Annotated in this window: 17 protein-coding genes; 9 read left to right on the forward strand and 8 right to left on the reverse strand. The window is 40.1% G+C overall.

Annotated elements, in window-relative coordinates:
- Positions 1-87: 87 nt before the first annotated feature.
- The 3 genes from radC to ACKPEB_RS18255 all read right to left on the reverse strand — a co-directional run bounded on the left by radC (position 88) and on the right by ACKPEB_RS18255 (position 3200).
- On the reverse strand, positions 88-819 hold the full coding sequence (gene radC, locus ACKPEB_RS18245; RefSeq protein WP_408966394.1) for a RadC family protein: 732 nt from the start codon (positions 817-819) through the stop codon (positions 88-90).
- A 127-nt stretch (positions 820-946) separates the two neighbouring features.
- Complete coding sequence (locus tag ACKPEB_RS18250) at positions 947-1786, reverse strand: MOSC domain-containing protein (RefSeq protein ID WP_408966395.1); 840 nt, start codon at positions 1784-1786, stop codon at positions 947-949.
- A 73-nt stretch (positions 1787-1859) separates the two neighbouring features.
- Positions 1860-3200 carry an adenylosuccinate synthase gene (locus ACKPEB_RS18255; RefSeq protein ID WP_408966396.1) on the reverse strand — a complete coding sequence of 447 codons (1341 nt, stop codon included), beginning with the start codon at positions 3198-3200 and terminating at the stop codon, positions 1860-1862.
- 433 nt (positions 3201-3633) lie between these two features.
- Here ACKPEB_RS18255 and ACKPEB_RS18260 point away from each other — a divergent pair, with 433 nt between their 5' ends.
- A complete protein-coding gene (locus ACKPEB_RS18260; RefSeq protein ID WP_408966410.1) occupies positions 3634-4662 on the forward strand; it encodes an adenosine deaminase in 1029 nt (342 codons plus the stop codon).
- 162 nt (positions 4663-4824) lie between these two features.
- Here the strand turns inward: ACKPEB_RS18260 and ACKPEB_RS18265 are convergent, their stop codons facing one another.
- Positions 4825-5262, reverse strand: coding sequence for an ATP-binding protein (locus ACKPEB_RS18265; RefSeq protein ID WP_408966397.1), 438 nt, complete (start codon positions 5260-5262; stop codon positions 4825-4827).
- Between the two features lie 680 nt (positions 5263-5942).
- Between ACKPEB_RS18265 and ACKPEB_RS18270 the strand changes: the two genes are divergently transcribed.
- Positions 5943-7079: a PP2C family protein-serine/threonine phosphatase gene (locus ACKPEB_RS18270; protein ID WP_408966398.1), complete on the forward strand. Its 1137-nt coding sequence runs from the start codon at positions 5943-5945 to the stop codon at positions 7077-7079.
- A gap of 135 nt (positions 7080-7214) precedes the next feature.
- Here the strand turns inward: ACKPEB_RS18270 and ACKPEB_RS18275 are convergent, their stop codons facing one another.
- The 3 genes from ACKPEB_RS18275 to dps all read right to left on the reverse strand — a co-directional run bounded on the left by ACKPEB_RS18275 (position 7215) and on the right by dps (position 8895).
- The gene (locus ACKPEB_RS18275; RefSeq protein ID WP_408966399.1) at positions 7215-7538 is read right to left on the reverse strand and encodes an STAS domain-containing protein; all 324 of its coding nucleotides are present in this window, start codon (positions 7536-7538) and stop codon (positions 7215-7217) included.
- A gap of 153 nt (positions 7539-7691) precedes the next feature.
- Positions 7692-8342 carry a helix-turn-helix domain-containing protein gene (locus tag ACKPEB_RS18280; protein ID WP_408966400.1) on the reverse strand — a complete coding sequence of 217 codons (651 nt, stop codon included), beginning with the start codon at positions 8340-8342 and terminating at the stop codon, positions 7692-7694.
- 46 nt (positions 8343-8388) lie between these two features.
- Positions 8389-8895 (reverse strand): DNA starvation/stationary phase protection protein Dps, encoded by a 507-nt coding sequence (dps, locus tag ACKPEB_RS18285; RefSeq protein WP_408966401.1) that lies wholly within the window; start codon positions 8893-8895, stop codon positions 8389-8391.
- 423 nt (positions 8896-9318) lie between these two features.
- On the opposite strand from dps, the gene murI reads away from it, so the two are divergent.
- Positions 9319-10182, forward strand: coding sequence for a glutamate racemase (gene murI, locus ACKPEB_RS18290; RefSeq protein ID WP_408966402.1), 864 nt, complete (start codon positions 9319-9321; stop codon positions 10180-10182).
- Positions 10183-11220: 1038 nt separating this feature from the next.
- Positions 11221-12192: a solanesyl diphosphate synthase gene (sds, locus tag ACKPEB_RS18295; RefSeq protein ID WP_408966403.1), complete on the forward strand. Its 972-nt coding sequence runs from the start codon at positions 11221-11223 to the stop codon at positions 12190-12192.
- A gap of 96 nt (positions 12193-12288) precedes the next feature.
- Here the strand turns inward: sds and ACKPEB_RS18300 are convergent, their stop codons facing one another.
- Positions 12289-12816, reverse strand: a complete 528-nt coding sequence (locus tag ACKPEB_RS18300; protein WP_408967642.1) for a hypothetical protein — start codon at positions 12814-12816, stop codon at positions 12289-12291.
- 108 nt (positions 12817-12924) lie between these two features.
- Between ACKPEB_RS18300 and hetZ the strand changes: the two genes are divergently transcribed.
- The 5 genes from hetZ to ACKPEB_RS18325 form a co-directional block, all read left to right on the forward strand.
- Positions 12925-14085 (forward strand): heterocyst differentiation protein HetZ, encoded by a 1161-nt coding sequence (gene hetZ / locus ACKPEB_RS18305; RefSeq protein WP_408966405.1) that lies wholly within the window; start codon positions 12925-12927, stop codon positions 14083-14085.
- On the forward strand, positions 14078-15100 hold the full coding sequence (locus ACKPEB_RS18310) for a hypothetical protein (protein ID WP_408966406.1): 1023 nt from the start codon (positions 14078-14080) through the stop codon (positions 15098-15100). Before hetZ ends, ACKPEB_RS18310 begins: the two co-directional genes overlap by 8 nt.
- A gap of 95 nt (positions 15101-15195) precedes the next feature.
- Positions 15196-17577: a DUF3488 and DUF4129 domain-containing transglutaminase family protein gene (locus ACKPEB_RS18315; RefSeq protein WP_408966407.1), complete on the forward strand. Its 2382-nt coding sequence runs from the start codon at positions 15196-15198 to the stop codon at positions 17575-17577.
- A gap of 505 nt (positions 17578-18082) precedes the next feature.
- The gene (gene psbU, locus ACKPEB_RS18320; protein WP_408966408.1) at positions 18083-18514 is read left to right on the forward strand and encodes a photosystem II complex extrinsic protein PsbU; all 432 of its coding nucleotides are present in this window, start codon (positions 18083-18085) and stop codon (positions 18512-18514) included.
- Positions 18515-18706: 192 nt separating this feature from the next.
- Positions 18707-19071, forward strand: a 365-nt coding sequence (locus ACKPEB_RS18325) for an FAD-dependent oxidoreductase (protein WP_408966409.1), incomplete at its 3' end; no start/stop codon positions are given.

Genomic DNA, 19071 nt, shown 5'->3' on the forward strand with positions numbered 1-19071 from the left:
GTTCTCTTAAAAACCTTTAATAAGCAGCAATTACAAGCGATCGCTCAACTATTAATTAAGCACGTTAAATCTTAAAAAAGAGAAATTTTACTCATTTTGAGGATATTCTTCCCATAACGATGTTGTCATGCGTAAACTCAGATAATTACCATTCCCTAAAATAATATGGTCTAACAGTGGAATGGATAAAAATTGCGCGCCTTGTAACAGTTGACGAGTTAAATTAATGTCTTCTGAACTGGGTTCAACATTTCCAGATGGGTGATTATGGGCAATGATCACCCGTGTGGCACCACTTTTCAACACTTCTCGAAAAATATCGCGGGGATGAGCAATGGTTTCCGTTGCAGTTCCAATGGTAATCACTTGAGTCCCTAAGAGGCGATGTTTCACATCTAACAATAACACGGCAAATCGTTCTTGGGGTTGCCACATTAAATCATGACTTAAGGCATCTGCCGCTGCTTGGGGAGTCTCAATCACTGTTAAATCCGGGGGTTTAGATTGAAAAACTCGCTTTCCTAACTCAATCGCTGCTAAAATTGTTGTGGCTTTTGCCACGCCAATTCCATGAATTTGAGTTAATTCATGAACTCCAATATCTCGCAATACGGCTAAGGGATCTCGCTGATGCTGACTTAACTGATTTAATAAATATTGTCCTAAACCGACCGCAGATAATTTTCCTTTTCCCTGACCTGTTCCTAACAGAATTGCTATCAATTCAGCCGTTGCTAAATTTCTGGAGCCAATGGCCATTAATCGTTCACGGGGACGCTCATCACTGGGCAAATCAGCAATTCTGAGGCTATAAGTCATTTGGGCAACACCCTATAACGCAACAGGTATGGTATTAAATATTACCCGATTTTGTCCCTCAGTTCAAGGTAAACCTACCTAAAAATTCACTAACTGAATCAGTTTATCTGAAGTGAAACTTAAGGTTTCATTGGGTTTCTACAACCTCAATACAGTCTCCGACCTGAATTTTTCCGGTATTCCGAGGAATGGTATTAAAACCGAACATAACTCCACGAGGTTGTTGTCGAAAGGTCGCTAAGGTTTTTAAGGGTTCTTTTAATTCATTTCTTTCGCCACTCTTGTGATCCGTTGTTGTTACAATACAACGGCTACAGGGTTTGACTAAATCAAAATAAACCTCTCCAATTAAAATTGATTTCCAACTATCTTCAATAAACGGTTGATCACTTTCAATGACAATATTAGGACGAAAGCGATTCATGGAAATTTGTTGTTGAGAATCAGAATAATTTTCGGCTAATCTTCGGTTTAAATCATCCAAAGAAGCAGTATTGGTTAATAAACAAGGATAACCATCGGCAAAACTAACGTGATTGTCTGATTTAACCGCATAATTGGGATCAACCAATCGAGGATAATCCGGTGATTGTTGAACTAAACGAAAAGTTTCCTCAAGTTTTAATGCGTTTTTTAACCATTCAGCGACTTGATCTCCTTGATCAATGGCAACGGTATCATCTCGCCAAATCTTAACAGGAATTGCTCTTCCAGTTAATGTAGGTTCTAATTCCAAAGGTTGTATTTCTCCTGTTTCAACAGACAGTTTTAGGGTTTTTCCTAACTGTTGAACTTGTACTTGAGCCAGTTGTGGATAGGTTCTTTGAGTAACAAACTGACCTGTTGAGTCAATCCACATGAATTGTCTATCACCAGCTAACCCTTTTAAGGTTACTACTGCTTCGTTGATAGCAATCGTTTGACAGGCTTTAATCGGATAAATGAATAAATGACAAACTTTAATCATTGCCGTTGAGTTGTTAGGAAAACCCCAAAAAAAAGCATTCCCAGGTCGAAACCTGGGAATTTAAGATGAGAATTTAACCCCCAACCGTTACAGGTTGTCCGTCTGCATCTAATAGCGCTCGTTTGGGGCCATGAATCGGATCTTCGACAATAATGGTTTGCTCTCGACTCGCGCCTAACGAAACAATGGCGATCGGAACTTTCATTAATTCCGCTAAAAATTTCAAATAATTTAACGCTTCTTTGGGTAAATCTTCTAACGTCCGACAATCAGCCGTTGATTCTTTCCAACCGGGAACCGTTTCATAAATCGGTTGACAGCGAGCAAAGGTTCGCGCACTGCTGGGGAAATGTTCGCACCGTTCCCCATCAATATCATAGGCAACGCAAACTTTAATTTCCTCTAAGCCATCTAAAACATCTAATTTAGTGATGGCCAAACAATCTAAACCGTTAATTCTAACGGCATAACGACCAATGACCGCATCAAACCAACCGCAACGCCGTTGACGTCCCGTTGTGGTTCCAAATTCTGCCCCGCGATCGCATAAAACTTGGCCAATTCCCTCCACCATTTCCGTCGGAAATGGCCCTTCACCCACACGGGTTGTATAAGCTTTGGCTACCCCAATTACCCGGTCAATCATCGTCGGGCCAACTCCAGCCCCCACACAAGCCCCCCCAGCAACCGGGTTAGAGGAGGTGACATAAGGATAGGTTCCATGATCTAAATCTAACAGGGTTCCTTGTGCCCCTTCAAATAAAATATTCCGTCGAGCCTGCACTGCTGCGTCGATTTTCAGTGAAGCATCAACGACATGGGGACGCAACCGTTCTGCATATTGCAAATATTCCTGAATGACCTCTTCAGGGTCAAGAGGAGGAAGATTATATAGTTTTTCGAGGATAACGTTTTTATTGTTAATCGTCCAGCGCAACTGATCGGGCAAACTCTCGGTTTCCATCAAATCAATGATGCGAATTCCCGTGCGTTCAGACTTATCGGCGTAAGTTGGGCCAATTCCCCGCTTGGTTGTCCCAATCTTTTGAGATCCCCGTTGTTCCTCTGATGCTTGATCCAAGAGGCGATGGTAAGGCATGGTTACATGAGCCGTCTGGGAAATCATCAAGTTTTGGGTAGAAATCTTCAGGGATTCGAGTTGATCCAGTTCTTCGATTAAAATTTTAGGATCAATTACGGTTCCTGAACCGATAATGCACTCGGTATCGGGATATAAAATACCTGAAGGAATCAGGTGCAGTTTGAAGGTTTGATTGTCAACTACAACTGTATGACCTGCATTAACGCCACCTTGGTAGCGGACAACTACATCGGCTGAACCACTCAGCAGATCGGTGATTTTGCCTTTTCCTTCATCGCCCCACTGGGCACCGATAACAACTACGTTAGCCAAGAGAGTTTTCACTCCGACACTTTACACAAACCTTTATTATCTGTGTTCAGGGTAACTTTGTCAAATTAAGTTTTATGAAGTTTTCGGGCAGCCAATGAGTGATCAGCAAAGAGTGAAAATCGATTATAGATTGGAATTAACAAGATGATAGGAATGTCAGTTAATTCAATTGAGGGTTCTCGGAAATCTAACGACTGGATCTGAATTGGTGTTCTTTATTTTTATCCAAATTTTTATTATAACAAAAAAAATAATTTTTTAGCTGGCAAGCCTCAAATAAAAATCTTCATAAAAATACAGGTTTTGACCCCATATTTTTTAAGGTTGTGTTATCGTTAATGGTCAATATCAGGATCGGTTGATCAAGTTAGCCAAGAGACGTTGAAGCTGATCAGTGATAGGAATTGTTTTCACCTATATTGTAAAAGTTACTATGCCGTTACACGCCGAGTTACATCGCCATTTAGGGGGTTCAGTTGTACCGCGTATTCTGTGGCGGTATTTCCAACGTCATAACCCTCAACTCACCGAAGGGTTTGTCGAATATGAACGGTTTGAAGATTTTTATACCAAACCCCGCAATACTTTAGATGAATATTTAGAACTGCATACAATGGTCGAAAGTGTGCAAACCGTTGAAACCTTGCCTTATTTTATTTATCGGTTGATGCGGGGTGCTTATACCTTTGAAAATTTAGCTTATTTAGAATTAAGGTATACCCCTTATTTACGAACTCCAGAACATCTCAGTCAGTCTCAACGAATTGATTGTATGGCTGAAATTGTGGAAGTGGTAGGAAAAGCGAGTCAAAGTAGTGATACTCCCATTATTACCAGCCAAATTTTATGTATGCACACCCGACTTCCTTTTGAAGTGAACCGGGCAATTATTGATTTAGCCGCCCAAATGCCTCAATATGTTTGCGCCGTTGATATGGCGGGTGGGGATAATCATTATGCTGAACGGTTGGATGAGTTTATTAACTTATATCAATACGCCTTATCCTTGGGGTTAAAAACTACTGGACATTTATATGAAACTCCTGAAGGTTGTTATCCCGAATTGTTGCCCTATTTAATGCGAATTGGTCATGGCATTCAAATTCCCTTATTACATCCTGAATTATTACCAGAATTAGCTCGGCAAAATCAATGTTTAGAAGTCTGTCCCACCACCTATATTAAAACCGGAACCCTCAAAGATATTCATCAGTTAAAAATAGTCTTTGAACGTTGTTTTGATGCGGGAGTTGATATTGCCATTTGTACCGATAATGCGGGTTTACATAACGTGCGTTTACCCTTTGAATACGAGAATTTATTAACTCTTGATATTCTAGGGTTTGAAGAGTTACAAGCTTGCCAAAAAGCGGCTTTTCGTCATGCTTTTGCATGGCCCCATCAAAACCCACCTGCACAAATCCTGAATGGTTTATTAAAGCCAGAACCTTTAATGGTTTAAACAATGGAGGAAGAGCAGGAGATTCTCAATTGATCGTAAGGGCGAGGCAACCTCGCCCCTATCAGGAAACAAGAGTGTTTTTGCGGATTAATCATCAACTTGATTCTTTTATACAATTCATTTACACTGGCTATATGTACTAATTTAAAATCAAAGCTTGGCTTAAAAATTCTTAGAAATTAATAGACAATTCCGTCCATCTGCACTCTTATTATAACTTAAATAATCAGCAATATCATACATTAATTTTAAACCTCTTCCCCCGCCTTTAGCTTCACAATCCATTGGGATATCATTCATTTCCTTAAGGATATCCTTGATTTTTTGTACTAAATCAAAAGGTTGGCCCCAATCCCAAATCCGAATCTCAATTTTTTGCTCTAAAATAGTGACTTCTAAATCAATATATAAATCTTCAGAAAGTCCTTTGTGAGCATGACGAACTGCATTGGTAAATCCCTCTGCTAAAGCTAACTGACAACGAATCCAGACGGATTGAGGAATAAAAGGTTGATACAATTGATCAAACCATGATAAGACTTTAGCTAGGACAGCCAGACTAGAGGGAACTTGAAGTTGAGTCGTTTGGGGTAGTGACAATGGTTTTGAATCCTCTTATTCAATTTATATTTTGTGAATGACTCAGTACCGATGAGAGTCTTTTTAAGAGTTTACTGGATTAATGAAGTGATTTTCTAGCATGAATGCAACATAGGCGCAAAATACTAAATCTTCGTGATTCTCTCAAAAGTTTTTTCTCCCACTGTTAAACAGAGGGAATCAGAAGCTAGAGCTTTCACAGGCAGCAATAATCTCTGTATACTAAACTTATCCACAAAGTTATGACAACCTCATGTATTTCCTCTCCTTGAGACTAGAACTCAAGCTGAATCATACAAGGTGTTCTTGACTTTTAGGATGGGCTGGGCTTTCTTTGGATGGATGTATAACTTCGGTTGATCCCGCCTTACCCAATCTTGGCATCAACCCCTAATCAAAGTCAGTGATGCTAAAAAGTTAACAGCCCTGGAAAAAGTCTTGACTAACTTTGTCAAAACCCAAAAACAAGATTTTGGGATGAATCAATATCCAGCCGATCTTGCATTCATTTAAAAAAAACTGTAATCAGTCATCAGTAAACCTTCAATCGTTAGTTGTTGTCAGTTGTTAACTGAAAACTGAAAACTGATAACTGATAACTGTAGTTTTATGTGATGCAGCAAAGTCTTATACTTGGCCTTGATTGCCCTCATCTGGTGTACCAACGTACCTCAACGCTCATGTTTAAAATTCTGGTTATCGATGATGATGTTGCCATTTTAGAACTTCTCAAAAGAACACTGAAAAAACAGGGTTATGATGTCAGTGTGGCCAATAATGGTGAAGAAGGGATAGAACAGGCGAAACATCTACGTCCAGCACTGATTATTTGTGATTGGATTATGCCAAAATTAACCGGAATTGAGGTTTGTCGTCAAGTTAAAGCGACTTCAGAATTATCAACAACACAATTTTTCTTATTAACCTCCCTTGGTTCCGTTTCAGATCGAGTGACAGGTTTGGATGCAGGTGCTGATGATTTTATCTCTAAACCAATTGAAATGAATGAACTCTATGCGAGAGTTCGCGCAGGATTAAGGTTACATCAACTGAGTCAAGATTTACAAACCCAAAAACAACGCATTGAAGCAGAATTAGCAGAAGCCGCAGAATATGTCCGTTCCCTCCTTCCTGAACCCTTAAATGAACCTATAAAAATTGATGCTAAATTTATTCCTTCTCGTCAATTAGGGGGAGACTCTTTTGATTATTCTTGGTTAGATTCCGACCATTTATCAATTTATTTATTGGATACATCAGGACATGGGTTAAGAGCCGCTCTTCCCTCAGTTTCTGTACTCAATCTTCTGCGCTCTAGGGCAATTCCTAATATTGATTATTATCAGCCAAGTAACGTTTTAAAAGCGTTGAATACCACCTTTCAAATGACTTATAAAAATGATAAATATTTTACCATTTGGTATGGTGTTTATCAACTTTCTACTCGGCAATTATTATATTCAAGTGCAGGTCATCCTCCTGCTATTTTATTAACAGGTAAAGATGAAAAAGATATTAAAATTGAACGCTTAAAAACGCGAGGAATGCCTGTTGGAATGTTTTTAGAAGCGGAATATATGGATGCTATCCATGAAATTGAAGAATTCAGTAACCTTTATATTTTTAGTGATGGAGTTTATGAAATTAATCAGCCTGATCATACTATGTTAGGCTTAGAAGGATTCATTTCAATTCTAACAGAATACAACCATTTGCAAGATCATACTTTAGAAGAAGTTTTAAATACTATCAAAAGAATTAATTCCTATAATCCATTTGATGATGATTTTTCTTTACTCAAAGTTAGTTTTAGTTAATCAGGGGTTTGCTCAACAGAATTGAATCTTGTCTTAATTCGATTAGATTAGGGTGAAATTGGGAAACACAGATCTGTTGACATCCAGATTCAACTCCCCGTTTCCACCCTATGTTAGCCAACCCATCATATGAAGTTAGCACTTGTCAAAAGATTCCAAAAATTTCTCTTCGTTTTCAAAAATCTCAAAGACCCGATCCATGCTGGTGAGTTCAAATAAAATTCTAATTTGTTCATTAATTGAACAAACAAATAATTTACTCCCAGCCGCTCTAACGGTTTTCAGAGCTAAAACTAATGCACCCAAACCTGAACTATCCATAAACGTAACATCTTGGAAGTCAATTAATATTGTTTTGGCTCCCTTTTCAACTAAAGCACCAATATCTTGACGAAATTGACTCGCTTTAGTACCATCTAAAATCCCGTGAGGTTTAAGAATTTTAACATCAGAACTCATAGTGTTTTAGGGATTCAACCCTCCATAAGACTCGTCGGACTCAGTTAGTATAGCTTTGAGATGGACTCATAGCCAAATACATCAATTTAACTTAGGGAACAGGAGATTTCATATCAACCCATCCCTTTTCTGACCTAATTGATTGTACGCTCCTTAACTTGATGGAGTCTTGACTAAACTAACTTTAGCTCGATAGAGGAGTTTATTTCCCTGCCGATATCCTGTATATCGCACAATTACTTGCTCTCCGACTTGAGCCGTTCCGTCTAAAAGTTGGTGTAGATGCGGATCATAAGGAACTTGTGCCCCGACAGGTGCAATTACCTCTACTCCCCATTCTCTCAGAAGTTGTTCCACTGGACGCACAAAAGGTAATAATTTTACCGCCTGAAGTTGAGGATTTTCTTGAACTCGATAGACCACCGTTGGCCATTGCAATAACCACGATTCTAAGATGTGCAAACTTTCCCGTTTCCATTCTTCTAACAACACAGAACGTTGCTCTTCCATCTGTGTTTGTAGGCGTTGATATTCTTGTTCTAAATCACTTCCAGATGCAGTCTCACCAGAGACAGAACCCGGAGCAAACACGGTTAATAATTCAGTTAAAGAAATCTTTAAACCTTGACTAATTTTCAACAAAATACTAACAGAAGTTTGTAACGCAAGTCCCCGTCGCAGTCGAATAATCTGCAACGGGGAAACCCCAGCAATTTGACTTAGTTCTTCTAGGCTCGAAATCCCGGCTTGTTGCATTAACTCCTGCAACTGATAGGTATAATCCGGTAATGCAGATTCACTCATTTTGATTTTAGTTCATGTCAAGAGTTACACTGCCATTGATCGCCTTTTAGTTGCCTTGCAAATGGGCTTCTAAAAACCACAACCGCTTATCAATAGCGCGGGAAATTTCAGTGTACAAATCTGCCGTATCCGCATCGCCTAATACACCTGTTTGATCAATGGCTTCTCGAATCATTTTCCCATAAGGAGCATAGCGATCGGCTAAAGCCACCACATAATCTTGATCATTAGCCAAATCTAAGGGAAATTCTGGGATAATCGTGTTAGCAATTGCCATCCGAGCCGTTCCCATGGCTGTCCCACCTAACGCGGTTGCTCGTTCGGCAATTAGATCAATATATTCCTCTAATTCGGTTGCCATTTCATCAAACAATTCATGCAATTGATAGAAATTCATGCCTTTGACATTCCAATGAGCTTGTTTGACTTGAGTTTTTAAATCTAATGTTGTCGCTAAACTATGGTTTAGAATCTCAATCACTCCGGCACGAGTTGCTTGCGGTAAATCAATTCGCGTCGGATAAAGACGTTGTTTCGAGTTAGTTACTACCATGATTGAAAATACTCCTTGAGCAATTTTATAGAATGAATCGAAACCTTACAAATATAGAAGAGATTGATAATAGTGTATCGAATTTCAAACCCTTCTAAATCTATCTCAAGCTAGATGCTTTTGCAAAGGGGACGGCGAATCTGTTTCAGGGGAATATCTTTAATCTGCATTGAGTCTATCCTCCTTTTCCTCTTCTTCCTATATCATACTCATAATGACTTCAACTTGCAACCTTTTTTGTGAAAAACTTAGAAATTTCGATTTCCGGGGTTCACACGACAAAGAAGAAAAGGGGGATAAGGGGAATAAGGGGAAGAAATAATTTATTCCTTATTGCCTATTACCTGGGTTCAACAACCAACAGACTTGACAACAGACCTATTCACCATCGATAACAGACAATCAAAGACTGATTTTTAACCCATGACAACGGACAATCGACAAAAAAGAATCGCAATATTTGATAGTGGTGTAGGAGGATTAACGGTTTTAAGGGAGCTTTACCGTCAACTTCCCAATGAATCTGTACTTTACTTTGGAGATACGGCGCGGTTGCCCTATGGAACCCGTTCACGAGAGGAAATTGTGCAGTTTGTCCGTCCCATTATTCTTTGGGCGATGCAACAGGATGCCAAAATGATTCTCATGGCTTGTAACACCAGTTCCGCCCTCGCTTTAGAAACGGTTCAAGATGAATTTGATATCCCCATTTTGGGATTAATTCTGCCCGGTGCTCAAGCCGCCATGCGACAGGGCCAACGCATCGGGGTCATTGCCACTCCCGCTACGGCGGCCAGTAATGCCTACCGTCATGCAATTCAGGAAACTGATCCTTCTGTTCAAGTCTGGCAAGTGGGGTGTCCAGAGTTTGTTCCCTTAATTGAACAAAACCGCATTCATGATCCCTATACTTATCAAATCGCCCAGGAGTATTTAACTCCTTTAATTCAGCAGCAAATTGATACCTTAATTTATGGCTGTACCCATTATCCCCATTTAGCTCCTATATTACGCTCCATCCTTCCGGCTCACGTTCAGCTTGTAGATCCAGCCGTCTCTTTAGTCAAAGCCGCATCTCAAGAATTAGAACTGTTAGGCCTGCGGAATACTCACTCTCCTAAACCGACTCGGTTTTGTGTCAGTGGTTGCCCTCAACAGTTTGCTAACATTTCTGTTCAGTGGTTGGGGTTTACTCCCACTGTAGAAGCCACCACGTTACCTACAGTAGAACCCGTCAATACTGCCCCTGTTGCGGTCAGTGATGGTATTACTCCATCATTAAGCTAATTAATATGCAACAACAAGACCCACTCAGCTTGTCTTAAACTGGGTGGGTCTGTCTTCCATTTTCCATTGCACTATTTCAGAATTCGTAATTTGGGAAAACTGATTGATAGCAGTCGTGGCTGGGGTGTTAGGACATTGACTCATGCTAAAACCCTGGGCAGAGAAATCTTTTCCTGCCTGTTCCCAGTCAATCGCTGTTCCCTCTTCCCTGCTATAAGATAGATTTTTAAGATCTCAATCGAGATATATTTGTTGTATACTTAGCGAGAGCTAAGAGCAAATAAATCATCAAGACATAGCCCGTTGCCAAAAGCGGGATGATTAAAGGCATATCGTGATAGAACATAGGAGCCAGCCAGAAGGATTAGGAGGAGCAAACCGGAGTTTAAGACCCGCTACATAAGGACAACACGCACCCGTCAAGGTCTAGCGGTTATGACCCTCTATTAAAAATTTCTATGGGAAATTGTTATCCCCTGGAAATATTGCTCACACTCAACTCCGCCAGAAAAATCTCTATAAAAAACCAAGAGCTTCTGTAGAAAACCCTCACTAGAGACTCCTCTAACCGATGTCATGGATAAGTCCACCGACTAGAATAGACTTGCGAACTATTTAACAAGTTCTAACGGCTATCCGAGAGCCAATGGCTCAACCAGGTGGCGATTAATGATTCTTAATCTTATCGCTAGACCTGTTTCCCTTAATGTGTAGAATTATGGGTTAAACTCTTGTCTCTTAACATAACACAAAAATTAGAAAATCAAAGCCTTTGAGGGAAAATTTTTTGAGAATTTACAGGCTTCACCCGTTCAGGAAAAAGATTGAGGTACGCCGGTGGGAAAATAACCAGGAGTGACTTTTTTTCAAGGGACGGAAGAGGATTACAACCCTTATCCCCTCTGGACTGTAAGCATTTTTTACCAAAATTTCCCGACTTCGGGTTGAAGTTTAATGCGATCCCCTGAACCGAAACAGATTAAAATCAGACTATAATATGTAAAATTTTGTTAACTCAACGCCTGAGTTGGCTAATCCATGACATCGCAAACTCTTCTATTTTCGCCAGTTGAAGCAGACCTGCGGCAGTTAACCGATAACTTAAAACAGCTTGTCGGTGCACGTCATCCAATTTTGTATGCCGCCGCAGAACACCTGTTTAGTGTCAAAGGGAAACGGGTACGTCCTGCGATTGTCCTGTTGATTTCCCGAACTACAATGCCCGATCAAAATATTACCCTCAAGCATCGCAGATTGGCGGAAATCACAGAAATGATCCATACCGCCAGTCTTGTCCATGATGATGTTGTTGACGATGCTGAAATGCGCCGGGGAGTTCCAACGGTTCATAGCTTATTCAATAACCGAGTTGCGGTCTTAGCGGGAGATTTCCTATTTGCTCAATCTTCTTGGTATTTAGCTAATTTGGATAACCTGGACGTTGTAAAATTACTATCCCAAGTTATTATGGATTTAGCGGAGGGAGAAATTCAACAAGGTCTGAATCGATTTGACACAGGATTATCGATTGAAGCCTACTTAGAAAAAAGTTATTATAAAACCGCTTCTTTGATTGCCAATAGTTCTAAAGCAGCAGGGATTTTAAGCGGGGTTTCAACCGAACGTGCAGAAGATTTATATCACTATGGCCGCCATATTGGTTTAGCCTTTCAAATTGTCGATGATATTTTGGATTTTACAGGCTTAACGGAGGAATTAGGAAAACCAGCAGCATCGGATCTCAAGAGTGGGAATTTAACTGCACCCACCCTCTATGCCTTAGAAGAAAAACCTTCATTAGAAACATTAATTGAGCGGGAATTTGCTCAAGAAGGAGATTTAGAACAAGCTTTAGCCTTCATTAAAGATAGTTCAGGGATTCAACGTTCTCGGGAATTAGCTTCCTATCATGCTCAACAAGCTGTCAAATACCTCGAACCGTTTCCAAGCTGTGAATCTCGACAGGTATTAATTGATTTAGCCGATTATGTTTTGAGTCGGCTTTATTAAGAAAAGTTGACGGTTAACGGTTAACGGTTGAAAGTTGGCTGTTGACTGTTGACTGTTGGCTATTCTTTTACTGATCAGGAATAACTGATAGCTTCTTTAAGCAATATGGGGGGGGATTTTGCGAGATTTAGACTGACAACGTTGCTGATAATCCTTTAAATAAACTTGTACTAATTCTTGAATTTCACTGCGTTTAATTTCCGTAGCCGATTGAAAATTGTTAGGCGTTTCAAAAAAACATAAACTATCCGGCATTTCCAGAACAACCATTTGAAATAAAATATGAGTCACAGGTAATGGAACCGCTACAATTTGAGATTTTGAATCAGCATTTCCATAACTTAAGGCATCTTCTAAATTAGAAAAGGCATAAATCACTCTTTTTTTAATGTGAGGTTGATCAACATTAATAAACGGTTGCACCACCCAACTTTGATCTAAGGTTTGTAAAATATAATATCCGGGATGTTGCAATTGTTGTGCTAATAGTTTTAGCCCTGGTGCGATCGCTTTAACAACTTGAGGAGTTGTTCCATCTTGAGGAGCATTATTAATTAAGATTTCAATTTGTTGATCTAAATTCATAGCTGTTGGTTGTTGACTGTTGACTGTATTTTTTCCCATATCCCCCAGTTAACAGGCAAGATGCCTGTTCCACAATACTAAACCATCCGGAAATCCAAGGCTGATTCTGGAATCACTGTGTTAGGGTCATTGTAGCAATTAGAGATCATGGGGGAAATCTGCCAAAGCGAAACTATTGTCCAAAAGTTATTGAGAGAACTGAATCTGTCTACTCGTGCTTCTGAACAAAATTGTCGGGATGTCGCTGAGCGCATTACCGAAGAAGCTACCCGAATTTGTACAGAAAGCAAACGGATTCAAGACTCAGGGGATGTTGAAACTTGGGCTATGACTTTAGCTCAACACCGTTTACAGCAATGTATTCAATATTATAAGCTAGGGTCAAAACAAGGGCCTTTAGAATTACATAGTACCTTGAGTGCGATTGTTTATCGATATATTACTCCTCCCCAGGTGTTATCGAGTTATCAAGCTCGATTAGAATTAATCAAGGATTTTTTGCAAGCCTTTTATTTAGAAACCTTGAATGCCTTTCGCAAAGAAGCGCAGTTACCTGCCACCTATCGTCCTCGGACACTATTGGAACTTGCGGAATATATGGCATTTACAGAACGCTACGGTAAACGGCGCATTCCTTTAGCTCGGGGTCGAAGTCAACAATTGATTATCTTAAGAGCACAAACCTTCTCTCAACAACAACCAAAGGAAACTTTTGTCGATTTAGAACAAGCCGCTGAGGGCTCAGGTTCCGAGTCGGATACCACCTGGAATGATTCCTCACTCCAACAAGTCCGAAACGCAATGGTAACAGAGTCCAACGAATCAGAGTCCGATTCTCTCCGTCAAACGGTCGTAGAGGAACTGATGGCGTATTTAGAAGAACACAAACAACAAGATTGTGCCGACTATTTTACCTTGCGGTTAAAAGATTTACCGACTCGTGAAATTGAGAAAATTTTGGGGTTAACTCCTCGTCAGCGCGATTATTTACAGCAACGATTTAAGTATCATTTACTGCGATTTGCCTTGGGACATCGGTGGGAATTAGTTCACCAATGGTTAGAGGCAGATATCGAACGAGATTTAGGATTATTGCCCCATCAATGGCAAGAATTCTTACATCAAATCGGTTCAGAGCAAGAGAGTTTGTTAAGGTTAAAACAACAGGGATTATCTGATGCGGAAATTGCCAAAACTTTAAATTGCAAAGTTGCTCAGATTCAAAAACGTTGGTTTAAATTATTAGAGTTAGCGTGGGAAATCAGGAATCGTTCAGTATCCGGAGCAAGGGCATCTAGCGATGAATAACGAAGCAAACCGAGATAATCAATGCTGTGAACGCCGATTTTTTGACTGGTTGTTGCAACAGCCAACAACATCTTTATCTGATCAGGATCAGGAGGGATTTAACCCCCACTTAACTCCTGATCAGATATCGGGGATGGAAAACTTAGAGGAGGAATTAGACCCCCTCGATTCTGAAGAGATAGAGGTTTTCCCTTCCCACAGTCAAGGATTCACACTGGGAGAAATACCGATTGTGAAAAACCGATTTGAAACCGTTTTGAGAGAAAGACTCAAAGCCACGATTCAACTGAACCCGCCTTTGTTTCCCTGGGAACCTGACGGCACTGATCTGCAATCTGAATATCCAGACGCATTCAGGGAAGAACAGGTTCCGATGGGTAATCTTTGGATGACTCATCAACAACAATTAAGATGGTCAAGTTTTCTACCTGAATGGGTTTTTGATCAATTATTAGTTCCTTGTCAAAAAGTGGTTCAATCAACTTTACAGCAAGGTGCTAAATTAGTTCAGGTAGTGCACACTTTATTTCCCAATCAGCCAGAAACTTTGAATGAATTGGCAAGTTTAGTGATGCTAGGGCCTTTACGCAGCGACAGGGATTTAACCGAGTCCCAGCCTTGTTATGAAACCGCAACCCCGGAACAACAAATGGTGTTGTTATTGTTAGCAGCGCAGGAAATTCTTCAAACTTTGACACTTAATTGTGGTTTGAATCAACCTGCTGTTCATCAAGACTGGTTAACCACTTTAGGACAATTGACAATTGGGGTGGAATATGTTCAAACAAATTATGGAGCCGCGTTAAAAATTCTGGGACACCTTCCAGCCGGAGGACGGTTACAACTGTTTGATGAAAGCCGATCAACAACGGCACAACGGAAGTCCCCCGGATATTTGAAACTGGAACTGATAGACCCAGAACCTAACCGGATTTATCGACTTCATGTTTTATTACATAGTGATGAGCAAAATCCCCTCTGTTTTGCTATTTGTCCTCAACTCCAAATGGAATAAAGGATACCACATCCGCTTAATTCAAGTTGGAAATTTAGGTGATTTTAAGTTAGAGTAGGGTAAGTTTTAAACTTTCTAACCTTTAAGCCTAAACGATGACACCCTCAATCCCGTTTATGAGTCAAGTATGGCGACGGATTGAAACGGCACCTAAGCCAATACCAGAGGATTCTCTGTGGCTGAGGGTGTTAGTTCAATTATTAGTGATTGCTGGGATTGTTGCAACGGATGTTGCTATTGAGGAACCCCTGAATTTATGGGCTATTCCCGTCAGCATTTTAGGAGCAACCTGGAGTTGGTTTCGCCGTCGCCATCGCAATGTGCCTATTAAATTCTGTATTGCTATTGGAATGTTAGTTGCCCTCGCTACGTTTTTCGGGCGACTGTTTGGCGAAATGAATGATACACGCTTAGCACTGGCTAGATTATTAATTGAATTACAGGTTTTACATAGTTTTGATTTACCCCGCCGTCAGGATTTAGGTTATTCGATGGTGATTGGGTTAATTTTATTGGGCGTGGCGGGAACCCTCAGTCAAACTATGGCGTTTGCGCCTGTGGTGTTGGTGTTTTTAGCTTTAGCGTTACCGACCTTAATTTTAGATTATCGCTCTCGTTTAGGCTTGGGAGATATCCAATTTAAACCGAAAAAAAATTCGCAAAAGCTTGAAAATAGCGTTAATTTTAAGTTTGTTGGCATTATTTTTTTGATCGTTGTTTCATTAGGATTAATGATTTTTGTCGCCCTTCCTCGGTTTCCAGGGTATCAGTTAAGAACGTTTCCGGTCAGTTCTCCGATTGCAATGCCCCCTGGACAATTTGATGGCAGACAAATCCTAAATCCAGGTTATGTGTCTTCAGGAAATAATAATAATAATAATTCCGGTGGAGGTGGAAGCGGATTAAATCAGGAAACCGGGGCGGGAACGCTAAATGATACGTTTTATTATGGGTTTAATACGAAAATTAATCAGAATTTACGGGGGGAATTAAAGCCTCAAGATGTGTTGCGTGTCCGTTCACAAGCACGGGGATTTTGGCGCGTTATTGCTTTTGATCGTTATACCGGACAGGGATGGGAAATTTCGCGGAATGATCAAACAATTCCTTTAAAACGTTCAATTTGGTCATATCAGTTTAACTTGTTTCCTGTTATGACAAAAGCTAAAACTCAAGAAGTGGTTCAAAGTTATACGGTACTGCAACAACTTCCGAGTTTAATTCCAGCAATGGATAAACCGAAGGAAATCTATTTTCCCACTGAGGAAATTGCCGTTGATCCTGATGGAAATTTGCGATCGCCTTTGGAACTTCGAGAAGGAATGACTTACACTGTAATTTCTCAAGTTCCCTATCGTAACCGGAACCAATTACAACAAGCCTCAACCAACTATCCTAAAAATATCAAAAAATATTATTTACAGGTTCCGGCTCAAATTCAAGAAAAAGTGAGGAAAAAGACAGAAGAAGTTTTAGCAAGTGTGAATCAAGTTGCTCAAAATAAAAAACCTTTAGATTCAACCTATGAAAAAGTTTTATATTTAGCCCAATATCTTAAACAAAATCCTAATTATAAATTACAAAAAGAGCCTCCGTTTTTACGAGAAAATGAAGATTTAGTGGAAGCGTTTCTGTTTGGATATCAAGACAGTCCCCCTGGGGAAAAAATTACCGGAGGCTACCCGGATCATTTTTCTACTGTTCTAACAATGATGTTACGTTCGATTGGAATTCCAGCACGTCTGGTGGCGGGATTTAATCCGGGTGAGTTTAATCCCTTTACCGGATTATATGTGGTTAAAAATACTGATGCTTTTGCAATGACGGAGGTCTATTTCCCTGAATATGGTTGGTTTGCATTTAATCCAATTCCGGGGATGGATTTAATTCCTCCTTCTGTTGAAGAAGATCAAACCTTCAGCGCCTTAAAAGTGTTTTGGAATTGGGTGGCGGGTTGGCTACCGTCTCCAGTCGCCAATGGCTTACAAGCAATTTTAGGAACAATAATTTTAGGACTCCTCCAAGGAATTCGTTGGTTTTTTAGTTTCTTTACTGAAGGCTGGTTAGGGATTTTTAGTGGATTAATAATTACCACTGGGGTTGCATTTTTGGGGTGGTTAAGTTGGGATATTTGGAAAGGTTGGTGCTATCGTCGTTGGTTAGCGAAACTTCCTCCTGAAGAAAGCCTTTATCAACAACTGTTACAGATTTTAGCCAGTAAAGGTTATCCCAAACACCCCACACAAACCCCCTTAGAGTATGCCTTTTGGTTACAGCAATATCATCCGGTTGCGGAAGCGGAAGTGATTGATGAATTGTCTCAAGCTTATATGGGTTGGCGTTATGGTGGAAAACCTGTTAATCTTGACCAAATGCAACAGTTATTAATGAATTTAAAAAAAGCACAGTGGAAACGCTTAAATTATCGAGGTTGGTCTAAATTAAGCCGGAAACTGGGAATAGGAAACCGGAAATAGAAACAATGTTTAGCTTGGTTATAGGATTCAAATACATAAAAGTGTAATTTTGTCAAGTCCGTTTTTTCCATTCTACGGGGAGCCTTTCAAAAATTCCTACAACAGGATGTGGAAAATTCAAAGCTGTAATATTAGAAGTACACGCAAAATGAGGAGTGATTATGGGTGCTGAAGATCAAATTTTAAGTATTTATAGTTATGGGATGGGGGCGGGACTGCGATATCAATACTGAGAAATCTCTATTCCCAGTGTCACAGGTGTAACAAATTTTAAGAAAGTTTACATAAAACCGGAATAGGTTAACAACAGCATAAACTGAACTGTGATTTGAGTTGACTTCTAAATCCGGGCGTTTTGGTGCTTAGGATCAGCAAGTTTTTCTATTGGACTTTGCGACTGAAGTGGGAGCAAAGAAGATGGTAGAATACACTCTGCTTACCGATTTTGCCTGAAAATATCAAATTCTTGTAAATGCTGTTTATGTCAGTTGGGAGAAGAGCGTTGATGAAACGATTGAGTCGCCTGTTGGCTGTATTAGTGTTGATAGTCGGTTGTCTAGGATGGACTGGACACCAAAGTGTTTTAGCTGCAAACTTGAGCGTGATGCAGTCTGGAGTTGTGGCTCCCATCTTAGCAACGGAAGCCCCTCGGAGAAATCGTGTTGATGATAAAATGGCGAGGGTTCGCAATAAATTGGACTTGAATAATAGCGACCTGCGGGATTTTCGTCAATATAAAGGGATGTTTCCGAATTTAGGATCAATCATTATTAAGAATGCACCCTATGAGTCCGTTGAGGATGTATTGAAAATTGAGGGTTTGACCGAAAAACAAAAAGAAATTCTGCAACAGAATTTAGATAACTTTACCGTGACTCCTCCTGAGTCTGTGTTTCTCGAAGGTGACCAACGGTTAAATGTTGGGGCTTACGACTAAGCCATTTTTGGGATTCAGTGTCAGAATGTACAGATTATGTTAACGGCATTAAAAGAAGTTAACATAATCTCCAAAGTCAGTTCAATCTGTGTAAATCTGTTCGGGTTTTAGGGTTTTGTCCAGCCAAAACTTGTACAGATCAAAATCCTCATCCCTGACTTAAAACCCATCCAACATCCCTGGCACTGACCCATGACCTTGATTGAAACTTCGTTAATTTCTGACCTTCCCGATTCATTTGATGTATTGGTTGTGGGCACAGGAGCGGCGGGATTATATACCGCCCTTTGTTTACCCAAACAGCTAAGTATAGGCTTAGTCAGTAAAGATGTTTTACCTTTATCGGCGAGTGATTGGGCTCAGGGGGGTATAGCAGCGGCCATTTCCAGTGATGATTCTCCTCGGTTGCATTTAGAAGATACCTTAAAAGCTGGAGCCGGATTATGTGAACGGTCGGCGGTGGAGTTTTTAGTGAATCACGCTCCTGAATGTATTCATCGTTTAGTAGAATTAGGAGTGGCGTTTGATCGTCATCAACATCAATTAGCTCTAACCTT

Origin of the sequence: Planktothrix sp., assembly GCF_046067725.1 — a bacterium.
Lineage (GTDB): Bacteria > Cyanobacteriota > Cyanobacteriia > Cyanobacteriales > Microcoleaceae > Planktothrix.